The organism is uncultured Polaribacter sp. (assembly GCF_947495205.1).
Lineage (GTDB): Bacteria > Bacteroidota > Bacteroidia > Flavobacteriales > Flavobacteriaceae > Polaribacter.
The window spans coordinates 101,486-120,230 of sequence record NZ_CANLXV010000009.1 but is presented as its reverse complement, the minus strand read 5'-3'; the positions used below and the strand labels follow the sequence as shown (position 1 = coordinate 120,230).

The 18,745-nt window shown below is 30.3% G+C and carries 16 protein-coding genes and 2 tRNA genes; 11 read left to right on the top strand and 7 right to left on the bottom strand.

The window, feature by feature from the left end; translation table 11 throughout:
• The 8 genes from hemC to Q0762_RS10175 all read left to right on the top strand — a co-directional run bounded on the left by hemC (nucleotide 1) and on the right by Q0762_RS10175 (nucleotide 9,112).
• The gene (hemC, locus tag Q0762_RS10210; RefSeq protein ID WP_298766602.1) at nucleotides 1–1,590 is read left to right on the top strand and encodes a hydroxymethylbilane synthase; all 1,590 of its coding nucleotides are present in this window, start codon (nucleotides 1–3) and stop codon (nucleotides 1,588–1,590) included.
• Nucleotides 1,591–1,623: 33 nt separating this feature from the next.
• Nucleotides 1,624–2,589: a porphobilinogen synthase gene (gene hemB, locus Q0762_RS10205; RefSeq protein WP_298766601.1), complete on the top strand. Its 966-nt coding sequence runs from the start codon at nucleotides 1,624–1,626 to the stop codon at nucleotides 2,587–2,589.
• A gap of 89 nt (nucleotides 2,590–2,678) precedes the next feature.
• Nucleotides 2,679–3,968, top strand: coding sequence for a glutamate-1-semialdehyde 2,1-aminomutase (gene hemL, locus Q0762_RS10200; protein WP_298766600.1), 1,290 nt, complete (start codon nucleotides 2,679–2,681; stop codon nucleotides 3,966–3,968).
• Nucleotides 3,969–4,026: 58 nt separating this feature from the next.
• Nucleotides 4,027–4,404, top strand: a complete 378-nt coding sequence (locus tag Q0762_RS10195; protein ID WP_298766599.1) for a GxxExxY protein — start codon at nucleotides 4,027–4,029, stop codon at nucleotides 4,402–4,404.
• Nucleotides 4,405–4,446: 42 nt separating this feature from the next.
• Entirely contained in the window at nucleotides 4,447–5,478 is a 1,032-nt protein-coding gene (gene hemE, locus Q0762_RS10190; RefSeq protein ID WP_298766598.1) for a uroporphyrinogen decarboxylase, read from the top strand.
• A gap of 88 nt (nucleotides 5,479–5,566) precedes the next feature.
• A complete protein-coding gene (locus tag Q0762_RS10185; RefSeq protein WP_298766597.1) occupies nucleotides 5,567–6,316 on the top strand; it encodes an EI24 domain-containing protein in 750 nt (249 codons plus the stop codon).
• Nucleotides 6,317–6,413: 97 nt separating this feature from the next.
• A complete protein-coding gene (hemF, locus tag Q0762_RS10180; RefSeq protein WP_298766596.1) occupies nucleotides 6,414–7,343 on the top strand; it encodes an oxygen-dependent coproporphyrinogen oxidase in 930 nt (309 codons plus the stop codon).
• Between the two features lie 479 nt (nucleotides 7,344–7,822).
• The gene (locus tag Q0762_RS10175; RefSeq protein WP_298766595.1) at nucleotides 7,823–9,112 is read left to right on the top strand and encodes a S41 family peptidase; all 1,290 of its coding nucleotides are present in this window, start codon (nucleotides 7,823–7,825) and stop codon (nucleotides 9,110–9,112) included.
• A gap of 168 nt (nucleotides 9,113–9,280) precedes the next feature.
• Here the strand turns inward: Q0762_RS10175 and Q0762_RS10170 are convergent, their stop codons facing one another.
• Both Q0762_RS10170 and Q0762_RS10165 read right to left on the bottom strand, forming a co-directional pair.
• Complete coding sequence (locus tag Q0762_RS10170) at nucleotides 9,281–10,057, bottom strand: C40 family peptidase (RefSeq protein WP_298766594.1); 777 nt, start codon at nucleotides 10,055–10,057, stop codon at nucleotides 9,281–9,283.
• Nucleotides 10,058–10,110: 53 nt separating this feature from the next.
• Nucleotides 10,111–11,289: an acetyl-CoA C-acyltransferase gene (locus Q0762_RS10165; protein WP_298766593.1), complete on the bottom strand. Its 1,179-nt coding sequence runs from the start codon at nucleotides 11,287–11,289 to the stop codon at nucleotides 10,111–10,113.
• A 133-nt stretch (nucleotides 11,290–11,422) separates the two neighbouring features.
• On the opposite strand from Q0762_RS10165, the gene Q0762_RS10160 reads away from it, so the two are divergent.
• From Q0762_RS10160 to Q0762_RS10150, 3 genes are all read left to right on the top strand, one after another.
• Nucleotides 11,423–13,486, top strand: coding sequence for an HDIG domain-containing metalloprotein (locus Q0762_RS10160; RefSeq protein ID WP_298766592.1), 2,064 nt, complete (start codon nucleotides 11,423–11,425; stop codon nucleotides 13,484–13,486).
• Between the two features lie 100 nt (nucleotides 13,487–13,586).
• Nucleotides 13,587–13,670: transfer RNA gene (locus Q0762_RS10155), tRNA-Ser, on the top strand.
• Nucleotides 13,671–13,684: 14 nt separating this feature from the next.
• A tRNA-Pro gene (locus Q0762_RS10150) sits at nucleotides 13,685–13,759 on the top strand.
• Nucleotides 13,760–14,194: 435 nt separating this feature from the next.
• Here the strand turns inward: Q0762_RS10150 and Q0762_RS10145 are convergent.
• The 5 genes from Q0762_RS10145 to Q0762_RS10125 form a co-directional block, all read right to left on the bottom strand.
• Nucleotides 14,195–14,752: a YqgE/AlgH family protein gene (locus tag Q0762_RS10145; protein ID WP_298766591.1), complete on the bottom strand. Its 558-nt coding sequence runs from the start codon at nucleotides 14,750–14,752 to the stop codon at nucleotides 14,195–14,197.
• Nucleotides 14,753–14,844: 92 nt separating this feature from the next.
• Nucleotides 14,845–15,117 carry an HU family DNA-binding protein gene (locus Q0762_RS10140; RefSeq protein ID WP_298766590.1) on the bottom strand — a complete coding sequence of 91 codons (273 nt, stop codon included), beginning with the start codon at nucleotides 15,115–15,117 and terminating at the stop codon, nucleotides 14,845–14,847.
• Nucleotides 15,118–15,305: 188 nt separating this feature from the next.
• The gene (fmt, locus tag Q0762_RS10135) at nucleotides 15,306–16,250 is read right to left on the bottom strand and encodes a methionyl-tRNA formyltransferase (RefSeq protein WP_298766589.1); all 945 of its coding nucleotides are present in this window, start codon (nucleotides 16,248–16,250) and stop codon (nucleotides 15,306–15,308) included.
• A gap of 2 nt (nucleotides 16,251–16,252) precedes the next feature.
• Nucleotides 16,253–18,145, bottom strand: a complete 1,893-nt coding sequence (locus Q0762_RS10130) for an ATP-dependent DNA helicase RecQ (protein WP_298766588.1) — start codon at nucleotides 18,143–18,145, stop codon at nucleotides 16,253–16,255.
• A complete protein-coding gene (locus Q0762_RS10125; RefSeq protein ID WP_298766587.1) occupies nucleotides 18,142–18,702 on the bottom strand; it encodes an ATP-binding protein in 561 nt (186 codons plus the stop codon). The genes Q0762_RS10130 and Q0762_RS10125 overlap by 4 nt, the downstream gene beginning before the upstream one ends.
• Nucleotides 18,703–18,745 lie beyond the last annotated feature (43 nt).

Below are 18,745 nucleotides of genomic sequence, written 5' to 3'. Positions count from 1 at the left end.
ATGCAAAAAGTAATTAGAATAGGAACTCGTGAAAGTGAATTAGCACTTTGGCAAGCAAATAAAGTGCGCAAAGAATTAACAGATTTAGGTTATGAGGCTGTTTTAGTACCAATAAAATCTTTAGGAGATATTGTTTTAGATAAACCTTTGTATGAATTAGGTATAACAGGTGTTTTTACCAAAAGCTTAGATATTGCCATGCTAAATGGTGATATTGATATTGCTGTACATTCTATGAAAGATGTGCCAACTGCTTTACCAGAAGGAATTGTGCAAGCAGCGGTTTTAAAAAGAGGTAATTATAATGATGTATTGGTTTTAAAAGACAATGAAGAGTTTTTTGGACAACCAAACGGAATTATTGCTACAGGAAGTTTGCGTAGAAAAGCAATGTGGTTAAACAGATATCCTACGCATAAAATTGAAGATTTAAGAGGAAATGTAAACACCCGTTTGCAAAAACTTGAAGATAGCGAAACTTGGAATGGAGCAATTTTTGCTGCTGCAGGTTTAGAAAGATTAGGTATTAGACCAGAAGAAACTGTAGATCTTTCTTGGATGATTTCTGCACCCGCACAAGGTGCAATAATGATTGCCGCTTTAGAAAAAGATACCTATGTTTTAGATGCTTGTGAACAATTAAACCATCATGAAACCAAAGTTTGTGTAGGTGTAGAACGTGAGTTTTTAAGATTGCTAGAAGGTGGTTGTACAGCGCCAATTGGTGCTTTAGCTTATGTAAATTCTAAAACCGAAGAAGTTAATTTTAAAGGCGTTTTATTGAGTAAAGACGGTACCAGAAAAATTAAAGTAGAAAAAGCAATTAGACTAGGCAGTCATCATAATTTAGCAAAAGATTGCGCTGATTATATACTTAACAGAGGTGGTAAAGACCTAATGTTGGCAGATTTAGAAGGGGTTTCAATAGTAAAAACTAAAGTGTATTCTACTAAAAAACTATCTAAACTTCAAAAGAAAGAATTACCAAGTAGTATTGGAATAGAAGATAGCGATTTTATTAAAATTCGTTTCAATAGAATTTCGCCAAAAGTGATGAAACAGGCGCACGAAAACGTAATTATTACCAGTCAAAACGGAGTAGAAGCTATTTTAAACTCTTTCACAAAAGACGAAATTAATTTCAAAAATATTTTTTGTGTGGGTAGAAGAACCAAAAAATTAATTGAAAATAGAATAGGTAAAGTAACTAAGGTTGCCAAAAATGCTCAAAAACTGGCAGAATATATTAGTAAAGAAACTGATATTAAAAAAGTTTCTTATTTCTGTAGTGATGTAAGATTAGATGTTTTGCCATCAATTTTAAAAGAAAACGGAGTTTTAGTAAACGAAGTTGAAGCATACAAAACAATGTTAAGTCCAGAGAATATAGCAGCTGATGTAAAAGGAGTTTTGTTTTACAGTCCGTCTGGAATTAAAAGTTATTTAGAGCAAAATACAACAGATAAAACTGCTTTTTGTATTGGAGAAACAACAGCTATAGAGGCAAGAAAACATTTTGAAAATGTAGAAGTTGCTTATTTGCCAAGTGCAGATAGTTTGTTGGATTTGGTAAAAAAAAGATACGCGTAACAAAGGATTTAAGTCCCTTGTAAAAATAAATAAATGTATAGAACAAGAAGACTAAGAAAACACAAGGGAATTAGAAGGTTGGTAAAAGAAACCAAACTTTCTGTAGATGATTTTGTGTATCCTCTTTTTATTGAAGAGGGAGAAAATATAGAAACAGAAATTGTTTCTATGCCAGGTATAAAGCGTTTTTCTTTAGACAGAATTTCTAAAGAATTAGATGAGGTTGTAGCTTTAAATATTCCTTCAGTTTTATTATTTGGAATTCCGTCAGAAAAAGATAATGAAGGTACAGAAACTTGGAACGATAATGGAATTATGCAACAAGCTATTCGTTTTATCAAAAAAAATTACCCAAGTTTATATGTAATTACAGATGTTTGTTTTTGTGAATATACTTCTCATGGTCATTGTGGTATTATTCATGATAATGATGTAGATAATGATGCAACTTTAGTAAATATAGCGAAACAAGTAATTTCTCATGCAAAAGCTGGTGTAGATATGGTTGCACCATCAGGAATGATGGATGGAACGATAGATATGATTCGCCAATCTTTAGACAATACAGGTTTTGTAAACTTACCAATAATGGCGTATTCTGTAAAATATGCATCTGCATTTTACGGTCCTTTTAGAGATGCTGCAGATTCTGCTCCAACATTTGGAGATCGCAGAACTTATCAAATGGATCCTTCAAACAGAGACGAAGGAATGCGTGAAGCAACTTTTGATGATCAAGAAGGCGCAGATATTTTAATGGTAAAACCAGCATTGTCTTATTTAGATATTATTAGAGATTTAAAAAATAATTTTGATAGACCAATTGCCTGCTATAATGTTAGTGGAGAATATGCCATGGTAAAAGCAGCCGCAGAAAAAGGTTGGATTGATGGCGAACGCGTAATGATGGAAAGTTTATTATCTATGAAAAGAGCAGGAGCAGATATTATTATTACCTATTTTGCAAAAGAAGCAGCGAAAATCTTGTTAGAAAAATAACGTCATTACGAGGAAGCATGACGAAGTAATCTTTTTCATATGAATAACAGATTGCTTCACCGTGTTCGCAATGACAGAAAAGAATAAATATGAAATTCAAAAAATCACAAAAGTTATACGAAAAAGGATTAAAAAACCTTGTTGGAGCTGTAAATTCTCCAGTAAGAGCATTTTCATCTGTTGGAGGAAATCCTTTGTTTATAAAAAAAGCAAAAGGAAGTAAAATCTATGATGTTGATGGAAATAAGTATGTAGATTTAGTAGTTTCTTATGGTCCTATGATTTTAGGTCACAGACATAAAAAGGTAGAAAAAGCAGCTAAAAAAGCCTTAAAAAATGGCTATTCTTTTGGAGCATCTACAGCAGCAGAAATTAAATTAGCAAAAATAGTTTGTGATGCTTTTCCTGAAATGGATAAAGTACGTTTTGTAAATTCAGGAACAGAAGCTGTTTTAAGCGGCATTCGTTTGGCAAGAGCTTTTACGGGTAAAGATAAAATTATTAAATTTTCTGGCTGTTATCACGGGCATCAAGATGCATTATTGGTAGCTGCAGGTTCTGGTTTGGCAACATTAAGTTTGCCAGGTTCTAAAGGAGTACCAGAAGGTGCTGTAAAAAATACCTTAATTGCAGAATACAATAACTTGGAAAGTGTAAAAAAACACTTTGAAGAACATGATGATATTGCAGGTGTAATTATTGAACCAATTGGTGGAAATATGGGTGTTGTAATTCCGCAAAACGGATTTTTAAAAGACCTAAAAACTTATTTAGAATCTAAAGGTGCTTTATTAATTGCAGATGAAGTAATGACAGGTTTTAGATCTACTTTTGGTGGTGCACAAGAAAAATTAGGTGTTGTTGCAGATATTACTTGTTTGGGTAAAGTTATTGGTGGTGGTTTTCCTGTTGGAGCTTATGGTGCAAGAAATGAAATTATGGAAAATGTTGCGCCTTTGGGCGGAATGTATCAAGCAGGAACGTTGTCTGGAAATCCAATTGCTATGGCAGGTGGAATTTCTACTTTATCAGAATTAAAAAGACAAAATCCTTATGATAAATTTGATGAAATTGGTGCTATAATAGAAGTAATTTTATTAGAAACTGCTAAAAAATACAATGTAGATTTGGTAGTAAATCGCTTTGGCTCTATGATGAATCCTTTTTTTACCAAAAGTAAGGTTACTAATTTTGCAGAAGCTCAAACCTCAGATACAGAAAAATTTGGCGTTTTCTTTTGGGAAATGATTAAAAATGGTGTGTTTTTGCCACCAAGTCAGTTTGAAGCTTGGTTTTTAAACTCTGCTATTTCAGCTAAAGATATAAAAGTAATTGCAGAAGCAACAGACAAAGCAATGAAAGCGGTGTCAGAAATGTAAAATAAACCGCAAAGAAAAAAAGGGCGCAAAGTTTTGGTGGTTACAACTTTAAATTTTTATGACAGAAAATGAAATTTCTAAAATTATAGTTGATTGTGCTTACAGAGTGCATAAATCATTAGGTCCTGGTTTATTAGAAAGTACATATGAAGCTTGTTTGTACTATGAGTTAGACAAAAATAATTTGGTTGTTCAAAAACAAAAAGTACTACCAGTAATTTATGATAATTTAAAATTAGAAGCTGGATATAGGATAGATTTATTGGTTGAAAACAAAGTGATAATAGAACTAAAATCAGTTAAAAAATTAGATGATGTTCACACAGCTCAAATGATTACCTATTTAAGATTATCAGATTGTAAACTAGGGTTATTAATAAATTTTAATGTGAGTCTAATAAAATACGGTATTAAAAGAATAGTGAACAACTTATAGAACCTTTGCGAACTTTTGTGTCTTCGCGGTTAATAAAATATTATGATAAAAAACGATTTATTTTTAAGAGCCTTAAAAGGAGAAACGGTAGAACGTCCTCCAGTTTGGATGATGCGTCAAGCAGGTAGATATTTGCCAGAGTTTCAAGAAATAAAGAAGAAATATGATTTCTTTACACGCTGTCAAACTCCAGAATTGGCATCAGAAATTACAGTGCAACCTATTAGAAGGTATGGTATGGATGCTGCCATTTTATTTTCGGATATTTTGGTAATTCCACAAGCTATGAATATACATGTGGAAATGAAACCTAATTTTGGGCCATATTTACCAAACCCGGTTAGAACTTCAAAAGATGTAGATAATGTAATTGTACCAGATATTCAGGAAACATTAGGTTACGTTATGGAAGCCATAAAAGCAACCAAAGAAAAGCTGAATGACGAAATTCCCTTAATTGGTTTTGCAGGTTCTCCTTGGACCATTTTATGTTATTGTGTGCAAGGGCAAGGTTCTAAAAACTTTGATAAGGCGAAGAAATTTTGTTTTACAAATCCTATTGCTGCGCATCAATTATTGCAAAAAATTACAGATACCACAATAGCGTATTTAAAGGAAAAAGTTAAAGCGGGTGTAAATGCTGTACAAGTTTTTGATTCTTGGGGAGGAATGTTGTCACCAACAGATTATCAAGAATTTTCGTGGCAATATATTCAGCAAATAATTAATGCGTTAAAAGATGAAGCTCCAGTAATTGCCTTTGGTAAAGGATGTTGGTTTGCCTTGCAAGAAATGTCTAAATCTGGTGCATCTGCTTTAGGTGTAGATTGGACAATTACTGCAAGAAACGCGCGTTATTTAACTGGCGGAAATATGACATTACAAGGTAATTTTGATCCTACGCGTTTGTACTCATCACCATCTGAAATTAAAAGAATGGTAACACAAATGATAAACGAATTTGGGAAGGATAAATATATTGTAAATTTAGGGCATGGTATTTTGCCAGACATTCCTTTAGAAAATGCCAAAGCATTTATAGATGCAGTTAAAGAATATAAGAGTCCGTCTTAATTTGGTGAAAAGGTAAAAAAACGATTCGATTAAATTTTGATGAGCTATCGTGTTTCCTCTTTTTTAGAAAAGGACTAAGGTTAAGATTATGGTTAAAGACATACTTTCAGGAATTAGAACCTATTTTGGTGCTTTTGGTTTAATATCTAAACTAAAGCTATGGAAGTATTTTGCAATACCAATGTTTATTAGTTTTGTAACCGCTTTGGTAATTGGTGTTATAGCTTATAATTTGTCAAATCCTATAGGTAATTTTTTAGCTAAAATTTGGATTTGGGATTGGGGCAAAACAACCTTTACAACCATATCTGCATTTATTGGAGGTTTAGTTGTTTTAGTACTTGGTTTAATTCTATATAAGCATATAATTTTAGCATTATCTGCACCATTTATGAGTCCTGTTTCAGAAAAAATAGAAATTTATATTAATGGAAATTTATCACATCAACATAGAAAAACCTCGTTTCAAGAGCAATTAATAAGAGGAATAAGAATTAACGGTAGAAACTTAACAAAAGAACTATTAGTAACCATTCCAATTTTACTTTTAAAGTTGGTGCCTATAGTAAATATATTTTCTACGCTATTATTGTTTTTAGTTCAAGCATATTATGCAGGTTTTGGTAATATGGATTATACTTTAGAACGGCATTTAAAATATAGAGAAAGTATACATTTTGTAAGTAAAAACAAAGGTTTTGCAATTGGCAACGGTATTGTTTTTTTACTGTTTTTATTAATACCAGTAATTGGGGTTGTTTTTGTTTTACCACTATCTGTAACTTCTGCAACTGTAAATACAGTTAAGGTATTAAACAAACAGAAAGCGTATAGTTAAGAAATATTTCCTTTAAAAATGATGCGTTAATACTTTGTTTTAGTAAATAAAGTAGGAAGTTATAAAATGAATAATACTGACAATAAAGTTAATAAACATGCAGAAAGGTAAAGTTAGTTTTAAAAAGGAATTTTACAAGTACATAGAAAATTTACAAGATACGATAACTTTAACTCTAGAGAAATTAGACGGCAAAGCAAAGTTTAAAGAAGATCTTTGGCAAAGAGCAGAAGGAGGAGGAGGTAGAACACGAGTTATAGAAAACGGTAATGTTTTTGAGAAAGGAGGCGTAAATATATCTAAAGTTTTTGGAGAATTGCCAGAAGCTTTACGCAAACAATTTGGTGTAAAAGAAGGAAACTTTTTTGCGTGTGGCTTAAGTTTGGTCTTGCATCCAACAAATCCGTTTGTGCCAACCGTACATGCAAATTGGCGTTATTTTGAAATGTATGATCAGGAAGGTAACATTGTAACACAATGGTTTGGTGGTGGGCAAGATTTAACGCCTTATTATTTGTTTGATGAAGATGCTATACATTTTCATAAAGTATGTAAAACCGCTTGTGATAAACATAGTGCTGAATTTTATCCAAAATTTAAAGATACTTGCGATACCTATTTCTGGAATACACATAGAAATGAAGCAAGAGGAATTGGTGGTTTATTTTTCGATTATTTAAAAGAGACCGAAGATTTTTCTATTGAAGATCGATATAATTTTGTAACAGAAATTGGGAATAGCTTTTTAAATTCTTACACTCCTATTGTAGAAAAAAGAAAATCTTTAACTTATTCTAAAGAGCATAAAGATTGGCAAGAGGTAAGAAGAGGGCGTTATGTAGAATTCAATTTAGTGCATGATAGAGGCACATTGTTCGGTTTAAAAACAAACGGAAGAATAGAGAGTATTTTAATGAGTTTACCACCTGTTGTGCAGTGGAAATATAATCATCTACCAAAAGAAAATTCTAAAGAAGCAAAACTTTTACAAGTTTTAGCAAAACCTAAAAACTGGTTAAATTTATAAAAACATTACTTATAGATTGATTGTTAATAGTGGTCATTATTTTTTTTGATTCTTTTTAAATTGTTAATAACTCCTAATTCACTGTAAAAACCTACCCTTTATTTACCGAAAAATAAAGGTTTCGCTATTCTCTTTTTTGTGTTTTTATCTATTTAAATATTTTTTATTTCTACTTTATCTTTTCTTTTTTTTTAAATTTAAAATACTGATTATAAGTTATTTATTTTTTTTGATGTTATGTGATATGATACGTATTGTTTAGGGTTTTATATCAGAAAAAGGTGTAAAAAATATTGGTTTACAGGCCGTGTTTAACTTCGTTTTATGTTTTAACCTTATTAACAACAAGATGTTTTGTTTATTAACAATTTGTTAATAAGTCAAACTCGTTCGTTTTAGGGTAACATTAAAAGTTTGTAAATTGTTACTGATTTTAGCACTTATTTTAACAATCTGTTTTATCCTAAAAATTAAAAAATATGAAAATCAAACTAACTTTCTTTATATGTTTCATTGGTGTAAATGTATTTGGTCAAACAAGTAATACTGTAGATTCTTATAAATTGAATCAAGATTTCGGTAAAATTATTCAAGATTTATCTAATAATTATATTTATTTAAATGATAAAAAAACAGATTTTAATTGCGTAAAAGAAACCTACTCAAAGTACATTTCTAAAGTAAAAACAAATCAAGAAAGTGTTTTGTTTTTTGAATATTTACTAAACGAGTTTTACGATGGGCATTTATTATTAAATACCAAAACAAAAGCCTCTTTTAGGTTACATTCTCCTGTTTATGTAAAGTTGAGAAATAATTCATTTTGTATAGAAAACATTTGGTTTTCGCAATTAGAGAAATTTGGTAAAAATATTTTAAATGCAGAAGTTTTAAGATTTAATGGCAAAGATTTAAATAGTGCTATTGATGATTTTCCTGTGCAATGTGTAAACAAACAAATACCAGAAGTAAGGGAGTGGATAGCAAATAAAATAATTGCTGGAAGATATAATGAGGCAAGAATGTTAACATTACAATTGGCAGATGATAGAAGGATTAGCTTAAATCTTGATGAAATTGAAGTTAGAAAAGATAATAAATTATTTTCTGTCACTAAAAAAAATGACATTGCTATTATAAGGATAAATAATTCTTTGGGTAACAACAATTTAATTAAACGTTTTGATAGGGCTTTAGATCAACTTACAGATACTAAAGGTATAATCTTAGATTTAAGAAACACCATTAGTGGAGGAAATACCTACGTGGCAAGAGCAATAATGAGTAGATTTATAGAAACAGAATTGCCTTACCAAAAACATATCTCTAAAGAAAAATATGGAAATAATCCAGCAATTTCTAAAAGATGGGTAGAGTATGTAATGCCTAGAGGTAAGCAATACAAAAAGCCAGTTGTGGTTTTAGTAGGAAGATGGACAGGTAGCATGGGAGAAGGTTTGGCTATTGGTTTAGATGGAATGCAAAGAGCTACAATTGTTGGTTCAGAAATGGGTAAATTGGCAGGTTCAATTGTAAATTATTCTTTTAATAATAGAAATTATGGTTATAGCATTACAACCGATAAAATATTGCATGTTAATGGTGAAGCAAGAGAGAATTTTGTTCCAAAACACCTGGTTACACAACAAAGTATTTTAAATGATGATGTTTTGATAAAAGCCTTAAATTTAATAAAAGGAAAAGAAAATGAAAATTTTGTTACAAATGTAAAGTCTGGTAATAGAATAGTTTCTAAGTTAAATAAATAGGGATAATGAAATTTTTAAAGACAGAGAAACAGCTTGGTAAAAAATCTCAGTTGCGCTAATTTTGTGTTTTTAGCATTTCTTGTTTTTATTTTCTTAGGCATTTGCTAAAGACATTCAAACAGAAACTTACCTATTTAAAATGTGATAAAATTTTGTTGTAAACCTTTTTTATAAAGAGATTATTCTTTTTATGACTCTAAGTTTATGCGTATGCTTTTGAGTGTCTAAGTTAAAAATTCCACTATGATCTAAAGTGTCTATTCTAACTTTGCCATGCACATGTATAATGTTATAATTGTTTAATATAATACCTACATGAATAATTTCTCCTTCTTCGTTATCAAAAAAAGCCAAGTCTCCTGGTTCACTTTCTTCAATAAAGCTTAAAACTTCACCTTGTGCGGCTTGTTCTTTAGCGTTTCTAAACAATTTATAACCACAAAGCTTGTAAACCATTTGTGTAAAGCCAGAGCAATCTATACCAAAAGGAGATTTACCACCCCATAAATAAGGGCAGTTTAAAAAAGTAAAAGCCATTTTTACTATGGCGCTTTTTGGTAATTGACTATTAAAAATTTTACTTTTATAATCGTATACTGTTGCTGCAATTTGTAGTTTTCCGTCTTTTAATAAAGGTAGGTGAGAGCCAATACAGATTGTAGTCAATTCGTTTTTAGAATTTATTACAAAATCTACAATTTCTGAGCTGCAAGCAATATTTTGAGTTGCTATTTCTTCAAATGTATCTTTAGCTATTGTAGCAAATTGATTGTTGCTTATATAGCCTTCAAAGTCATCAAAAGCAAGTTTAATTTTACTCCAATCACCATCATTTTCTAATATGGTAAAATGCTCGCCAAACAATATCTGATTAGTCATTTCAGAAACATGAGACCCAACTGCTCTTAAAGGAGCAATGCTTAAATTACAAATGCCGTATAACAAACTATTGTTTTTGGTTTTTAAATTTTAAAAGTACCGTCATAAATATCAATTCTTTAAGAAACTCTTTCTATAACCATAGCACTTGCACCACCACCACCATTACAAATTCCTGCTGCACCAATTTTCGCATTATTTTGTTTTAAAATAGAGGTTAAAGCAATTATAATTCTAGCGCCAGAGACACCTAAAGGATGTCCTAATGAAACTGCTCCACCATTTACATTTACCTTATTATTATTCAGGTTTAAAAGCTTTATGTTAGCCAAACCAACTACAGAAAAAGCTTCGTTTAACTCAAAAAAATCTACATCTTTAATATTTATATTAGCTTTTTCTAAAGCTTTTGGTAATGCTTTGGCAGGTGCTGTGGTGAACCATTTAGGTTCTTGTGCAGCATCTGCATAACTTACTATTTTTGCCAATGGTTTAATTTTTAATTCTTTTGCCTTTTCTGCAGACATTAGCACTAAAGCAGCACCTCCATCGTTAATTGTAGATGCATTTGCAGCGGTTACAGTGCCTTCTTTTGTAAATGCAGGTCTTAAAGTAGGTATTTTTTCTAGTTTTACATTTTTAAACTCTTCGTCTTCAGTAAATAAAATAGGTTCTCCGCGTCTTTGAGGTATAGAAACTGGTACAATTTCTTCTTTAAATTTACCATCTTTCCAAGCTTTGGCAGCTTTGTTGTAAGAGGTTATGGCAAAATTATCTTGCTCTTCTCTAGAAAAATTATATTTTGTTGCACATTCATCTGCACAAACACCCATTGCTACTTGTTGGTATGCATCTACTAAACCATCTTTTTGCATGCCATCTTCCATGGTAATTGGGCCAAATTTAGATCCTTTTCTTGCATGTTGATAATGAGGTATGCTACTCATGTTTTCCATACCTCCAGCAATTACAATTGCTGCATCACCTAAAGCAATGGTTTGTGCTGCTAGCATTATAGATTTCATGCCAGAGGCACAAACTTTATTTACAGTTGTACAAGGCACGTTTTCTGGAATTCCAGCATAAATAGCGGCTTGTCTTGCTGGCGCTTGCCCTAAACCAGCAGAAACTACATTTCCCATGAAAACTTCATCTACTAAATTTGTATCTAAATTTATTTTATCTAAAGCACCTTTTATGGCAATTGCGCCTAATTTAGTGGCTGGTATACCAGACAAACTCCCTAAAAAACTGCCAATAGGGGTTCTTGCAACAGATACAATTACAACTTCTTTCATATTCTAGTAGATTTTAAATTCATCGGAATTATGGCTAAATTAAAGAAATTTAATCAATTTTAAAGGGATTGTATCCTTGTAATTTTAAACCTAAATATTTTTACAGTAAGTTTGTTTCTAGAACCATAACTATATGAGTAATTTAGTAAACAAACTCTATCAAAACAACGCCATAATTTATAAGGTAATGCTGTTTTTAATAACTACAACAGCTATTGTGTATTTGTTTCCAAAAGGAGGGCAGTTTAAGTACGATTTTAATAATGGGCAATTATGGAAATATGATAATTTGTATGCCCCTTTTGATTTTGCTATTCAAAAATCTGAAGAAGAAATAGTTATTGAGAAAAAACAGATTTCTGTTAGTACACAATTGTATTTTAATTATGATGAACTTGTGCAAGAGGAAGTTTTGGCTACTTTTAAAAGAAGGGTAAGCGCATTTACACAAAATGATTCCGTAAATTTAGTTGATAGGGAACGTTTAATTCTCAGGGGTGTAAACATTATAAAAGAAATATATAAAACTGGTTTTTTAGAAGTAATTAGTCAGGATAGGGTTTCTAACGGAAATGAGTTGGTGGCTATAAAAAAAGGGAATGTTGTAGAAAATGTTTTGTTTAAAAACCTATTAAATTCTAACAACGTCTTAAAGAAAATATCAGCGGGAATTCCCAATTCAAATTCAAATACTTTTGTGGCGCAGGTATACACTGTTTTATCAGAAATTATAAAACCGAATGTTTTTTATGACGCAGCGTTTACGGATAAAGTTTTAGAAACAGAAATGTCTAATATTTCTTATACTAAAGGAAAAGTATCTGCTGGTGAATTAATTATTTTAAAAGGAGATATTGTTGAAGGAAAAAAGTTGGCCATTTTAAATTCTTTAAAAAGTGAATCTGAGTCTAAAGTTTGGACAGAATCTAATTACAATTGGATTATTTTTGGCTATACCATTCTGGTTGCGTTAGCCTTATTAATGTTATTGCTATTTCTTCAAAAATATAGAATAGAAATTTTTAATAATACCAATAAAGTAACGTTTATATTTTTTAATGTGTTTTCTATGATATTTATACAAACACTTGTTATAAAATATAATGTAGATTACCTATATGTTGTGCCTTTAAGTATACTGCCAATTATTTTAAAAGCTTTTTTTGATGCACGCCTTGGTCTTTTTACGCACGTTTTAACAGTATTGCTTTTAGGTTACATTGTGCCCAATAGCTTTGAGTTTATTTACCTTCATATTATTGCAGGTATTGTAACTATTTTAACGGTTTCTGAATTGTATAAAAGAGCAAATCTTTTTATTTCTGTTGCACAAATTACAGGAATTTACATGATTACGTATTTTGCATTTTCTATAATTAGAGAAGGTAATGCCTCTCAAATTAATTTAGAATATTTTATTTTATTTGCAGTGAATGGTTTGTTATCTTTTTTATCTATTATTTTAATTTATATCTATGAAAAAGTATTTGGTTTGGTGTCTGATGTTACTTTGTTAGAACTCTCTAATACAAACACAAAATTATTAAGAGATTTAAATGAAAAAGCTCCAGGTACTTTTCAGCACTCTATGCAAGTCGCTAATTTAGCAGAAGCAGCGGCTAATGAAATAGGAGCAAATTCTATGTTGGTTAGAACAGGTGCACTATATCATGATGTAGGTAAAATGGTAGATCCTATGTATTTTATAGAAAATCAAACTACAGGCGTAAATCCACATAACGAATTACCTCCTAGAGATAGCGCAAAAATAATAACAGACCATGTTATTAAAGGAATAGAAATTGCAAAAAAATATAAGCTACCAGATAGGATTATAGATTTTATTAGAACACATCATGGAACGAGTACGGTCTATTATTTTTATATGAAAGAAAAGGAGCAAAACCCAGATGAACATATTGATATTAAAAAATTTCAATATAAAGGACCAAATCCTTTTTCTAAAGAAACCGCTATTTTAATGATGTGTGATGCTTCAGAAGCAGCTTCTAAAAGTTTAAAAAAGCCAACAGCACAATCTATTAGCGATTTAATAGATAAAATTACAGATAAACAGATGGCAGAAAATCAATTTTTAAATGCAGATGTTACATTTAAAGAGATCGAAACAATAAAGAAAGTTATTAAGAAAAAACTGCTAAACATCTATCACTTAAGGCTAGAGTATCCTGATTAAAAAAAATATAGAAAAAAGTTAAGAAACCATTTGTAATATTGTAAATGTAATAGTACATTTGCACTCGCATTTTTAGATAAATGCAGTAGTTCATTAAAAAGGAGAGGTGCCAGAGTGGTAATGGAGCAGATTGCTAATCTGTCGACGGGTAACTGTCGCCAGGGTTCGAGTCCCTGTCTCTCCGCAAAATTTAATACTCGGGGTGTAGCGTAGCCCGGTCATCGCGCCTCGTTTGGGACGAGGAGGTCGCAGGTTCGAATCCTGCCACCCCGACAAAAGCCTCAGTTTTTAAACTGAGGCTTTTTTATTTCTGAAAAATATTAAACAACTATAATTTAACTGTAAAAAGATCTTTTTACATTTTTCCTTTTTTAAAAACTTACATCTTTTCATTTTAAAGTAATTCATTAATAATTATAGCAATTCGTTTGGTGTAAATGAATTAGATTTATAAAATTCAATATTAGTTTTAAAGCTGTTCTTTAATTTTTTTCTAAGAATTTTTTCAGAAATACTTGTAGCAACAAGAAACAAAAGTTTTATTGCAATTTTGAATTCAAAGTAGCTGTTATTCACGAATTTTATAATTCAGTTGTAAACGCTATTATTATTTAAAAAAGTAGTTGGTGTTGTGTTTTTAGAAAGATGGAGTAGATAAAGGTATCAATAATAGTTTTGAATAGTTTTTTGCTTGGGGAATAATGGTTTTTAATTTAAATTAAAATCACTAGGTGCATTTGCCCAAAGTTTATAATTGCCACCTTTTTCTAGCAATTTGTTTTTCCAGAGACTTTCTTCTTTATTCGAAAAAATATTATCAAAATTATTTTCTGAAACAAACCAAGAGCTTGTTTTTAATTCTTCAGAAAGTTGTTGTTTATCCCAACCAGAATATCCTAAGAAAAATCGGATATCTGATTCTTGTAACAATCCTTCATTTAAAAGTTTTTTTAATTGATTAAAATTACCACCCCAAAAGATGCCATTAGCAACTTCTATGCTATCTTCTAATAATTGAGGTATTCTATGCACAAAATATAAATTATCCTGTTCTACAGGACCTCCTTGGTATATATTAAACTCACAAGCTATTTCTGGCATTAAATCATTTAAATTATACCCTAATGGCTTGTTTAATATAAAACCAACAGAATTGTTATCTGTATGTTCTGTTAACAAAATAATTGCTCTGTTAAAAGAATCGTCATTTAATATAGCAGGTTCTGCAACTAATAATCTACCCTTTTTAGGAAGTAATTTAGACATTTAAACTTTTTTTATAAATATAGGAATTATTTGCACAAAAAAAAACTCTCTTAAAAAAAGAGAGTTTAATATCGTGTAAAACGCTGTGTTTACTAGTTTACAGCATCGCTTAATCCTGCACCAGCTTTAAATTTTGCTACATTTTTAGCAGCAATTTGAATCGTTTTTCCTGTTTGTGGGTTTCTACCGCTTCTTGCAGCTCTGTTAGAAACTGAAAAAGTTCCAAAACCTACTAAAGCAACTTTATCTCCTTTTTTTAAAGAAGAAGTTACATTATCTGTAAAAGACTCTAAAGCTGCTTTAGCTGCTACTTTAGAAATTCCTGCGTCAGCAGCCATTGCATCGATTAAATCTGATTTGTTCATAATAAATGTTTTTTAAATTATTTAATATTTTATTTTTTTGCTTAATAGCTTAACAAATATAGACGGAATGGGGGATTAGGCAAATTAAGACCCTAAAAAAGCACCTTTTTGTTAATAAAAGTAGGTGTAATGTTAATAAAGTAGTCTTTGAAAATCAAAAAACCCTACAAACCACGCCAATAAAGGGGTTACAACATTATTGCGTCTTCAGAAAAAGTAAACCCGTTCAATAGACTTTTAGCGTCCATTTTTTTCTTACCAGATATTTTTATTTCTTCAATTATTAAGTATCCTTTATGTACGGCTACTTTTAATTCTTTTTTGTTATCAATTATTTTACCTGTTTTGTAATTGTGATTTTCTTCTTGCTTTGAAACAGCATAAATTTTAGCTGAAATTTCATTTTCGTCATTTTTTATAATTGTCCAAGCTGCAGGAAATGGATTTAAACCTCTTATTTTATTATAAATAGAATCAAGAGAAGCTGACCAATTTATTTTTGTGTTCTCAGCATTTAATTTAGGAGCAAATTTTTCTTCAAAATCAGGTTGTTTTGTGGTAGCAACTTTATCTTGTTTAATAAGGTCTACCGTTTTGGCAACTAAATTTGCACCTAAATGCATTAATTTATCGTGCAATGTGCCTACAGTTTCATTATTTGCAATATCAATTTCTTCTTGTAATATAATTTCTCCTGTATCAATTTTATCATCAATAAAAAAAGTAGAAACCCCAGTTTTTGTTTCACCATTAATAATAGACCAATGTATTGGTGCTGCACCTCTGTATGCTGGCAAAAGAGATGCATGTAAATTAAATGTACCATACGTTGGCAGTTGCCATACAATTTTGGGTAACATTCTAAAAGCAACTACGATTTGCAAATTTGCATTTAAGCTTTGCAACTGATCGTTAAAGGCTTGGTTTTTTAAATTTGTAGGTTGTAGTATTGGTAATTCTTGAGAAAGTGCATATTTTTTTACTGCAGATTGGTTTAACTTTCGACCTCTACCTGCAGGTTTATCTGGTGCAGTTATAACACCAACAACTTTGTAATTATGTATAATTAAGTTTTTTAAAATGGCAACAGCAAAATCTGGTGTTCCCATAAAAACGATACGTATATCTCTCATTATTATTTTTTTAATTGAAATTTATTCTGATGATTTATTACCAAAACACCAATAGCTATTAGGTTTTGCAAATGTATTAAAATGCTATTTTCTGACGCTTCTATTGCGCTGCTTATTTCTGTAGAAGTTAATTGTTGATGTTTTTCAATTAATTCTAAAATTTTGGCGTCTAAATTTGTAGGGTTCTTCTTTTTTCTTTGGATGCAGACATCGCAAATTCCACAATTTTTAGTTGAGTTTTCATCAAAATAATTTAACAACTGTATGCTTCTACAAACCTTATTGTTTTTAATAAAATTTATGAAATTTGCTGCTTTTTTTTGTTTCTGATTTAGAAATTGTTTTATTTCTTTACTAATTTGATTTACAGTACTATTGTCTTCTCTAGGTAACAGGAATGTTATGGAGCTTTCTGCTTTTACAGGAACATAGTTTACCAAATTATTTTCTTGTAGTTTTTCTAAATTTCTTATGGTTTGTTGTGTGGTTATGCCTGCCTTTTTTGCAATTAAAAATTCGTTTATTTTAGTTTCAGTTTCAAAAAGCCCACCATAAGTTCTTAAAACTACATTTAAAAAATTTTTGAATTGCGTATTTTCTGCAGAAAATTTTAAAATTGCTTTATGAGAAGTCAATACTTGTAAAGTTGCCTTTTTATTGTAATTATTGGTAAGTTGAATAATACCGTAATTGGATAATAATTTTAAAATGATATCTGTTTTTATCAAAGAGAAATTATGTTTTTTACAAAATTCAAAAAAGGTAAAATCGAAATTTTCTATGGTAAGTTCACCATGGGCAATTCTAAAATACTGGTACAGTTTTTTTAAAACATCTTTAATTTCTTTAATTGAAGGCAACGCATTTTGGGTATTTAGCTGGTGTATTTTAATATCATTATCATTATATAATAAAACGCCAAAAGATTTTTGTAAATCTCTACCAGCTCTACCTGTTTCTTGCACATAATTTTCTGTGCTAGCTGGTAAATTATAATGAATTACCAACCCTACATTAGCTTTGTCTATACCCATGCCAAATGCATTGGTAGCAACTATAATTGGTATTTTTTCAGACATCCAATTGTTAAAATGTTCTTGTTTTTCTGCGGATGTTAGTCCTGCATGATAAAAAGAACTTTTAAAGTGATTTGCATTTAGAAAATTAGAAATCTCTATGGTTTTCTTGCGTGAGTTTACATAGATAATCGCTGGTTTTTTTGTCTTTTTAAAAATATGGAGTAAACGCGTTAATTTGTCTTCAATTTTAAAAATTTGATACGCCAAATTTTCTCTAAAAAAAGATTTCTTAAAAATTACTGGCTTTTTTAAGTTTAGGTTTTTAGAAATATCTTCTAATATCTTTTGGTTTGCAGTTGCTGTTAAAGCAATAAAATTAGCATGAGGTTGTAAATCTTTTAAAACGGCAATATTTCTGTAAGAAGGTCTAAAATCATGACCCCATTCAGAGATGCAATGTGCTTCATCTATAGCAATTAGATTTACATTTAACTCTTTTATTTTCTGTTGAATAAATTGCGACTGTAATCTTTCTGGTGAAATATATAAAAATTTAAAGCCGCCAAATTTTATATTATCAAAAAGTGTAATTTGCTCATTTTGGTCTATGCCAGAAGGAATTAAAGCAGCTTTAATACCCTTATTGTTTAAGTTTTTTACTTGATCTTGCATTAAAGCAATTAATGGAGAAATTACCAAACAGATGCCTTCTTTTGCTAAAGCGGGTATTTGAAAACAGATAGATTTACCACCACCTGTAGGCAACAATGCAATGGTGTCTTTTTGTGCTAAAACGGCTTGTATAATTGCTTCTTGTGGTGTTCTAAAGGAAGAAAATCCCCAATATTTTTCTAATATTTCTTTTGGTGAAATCATATATCGCTATTAAGCGAATTTATGATAAAATCGCATCTTTTGGCAATACTACCAAAAGGAACTTTAATTAATTTATAGCCTAAATCTGAATATGTTTTTACTAAAAAATTATCTATTGCTAAAGATTCTTCAAAAGTTTCATAACGTTCATTATCTGTAATATGAATGTCTTTCCAAGGCGCAAAATGAAATATTTTGGTGTATTTATAATGTTTGCTTTTTTCTAAAAAATAGGCAGGATAAGCTGTTTTAAAATAATCCATATATGCATGCACATCAGGAATGCCTCTGTCAAAAAACACTACTTTTTCGGCAACTTGTTCTGCTGCTTTGTATTGTGCTTCTCTACCTTCTAAAAGCAATTTGCTAAACAATAAAGGTTCTGTTAAAAAAAGTTGATCAATACCTTTTTCTTGTGCTTTTAAGGTAACTTCTCTAGAAATTTCAGAAAAACAATAAAAGCCACGATTTTTAAGGGCATTTAATACAGAAGTTTTGCCAGTTCCAGGGCCACCAATAAGCACAATTTTATTTTGCATTTCACAAAAATAATTCATTCCGTTTATAAACCTAATTTTTAATGTAATTTTGTAGATTGCA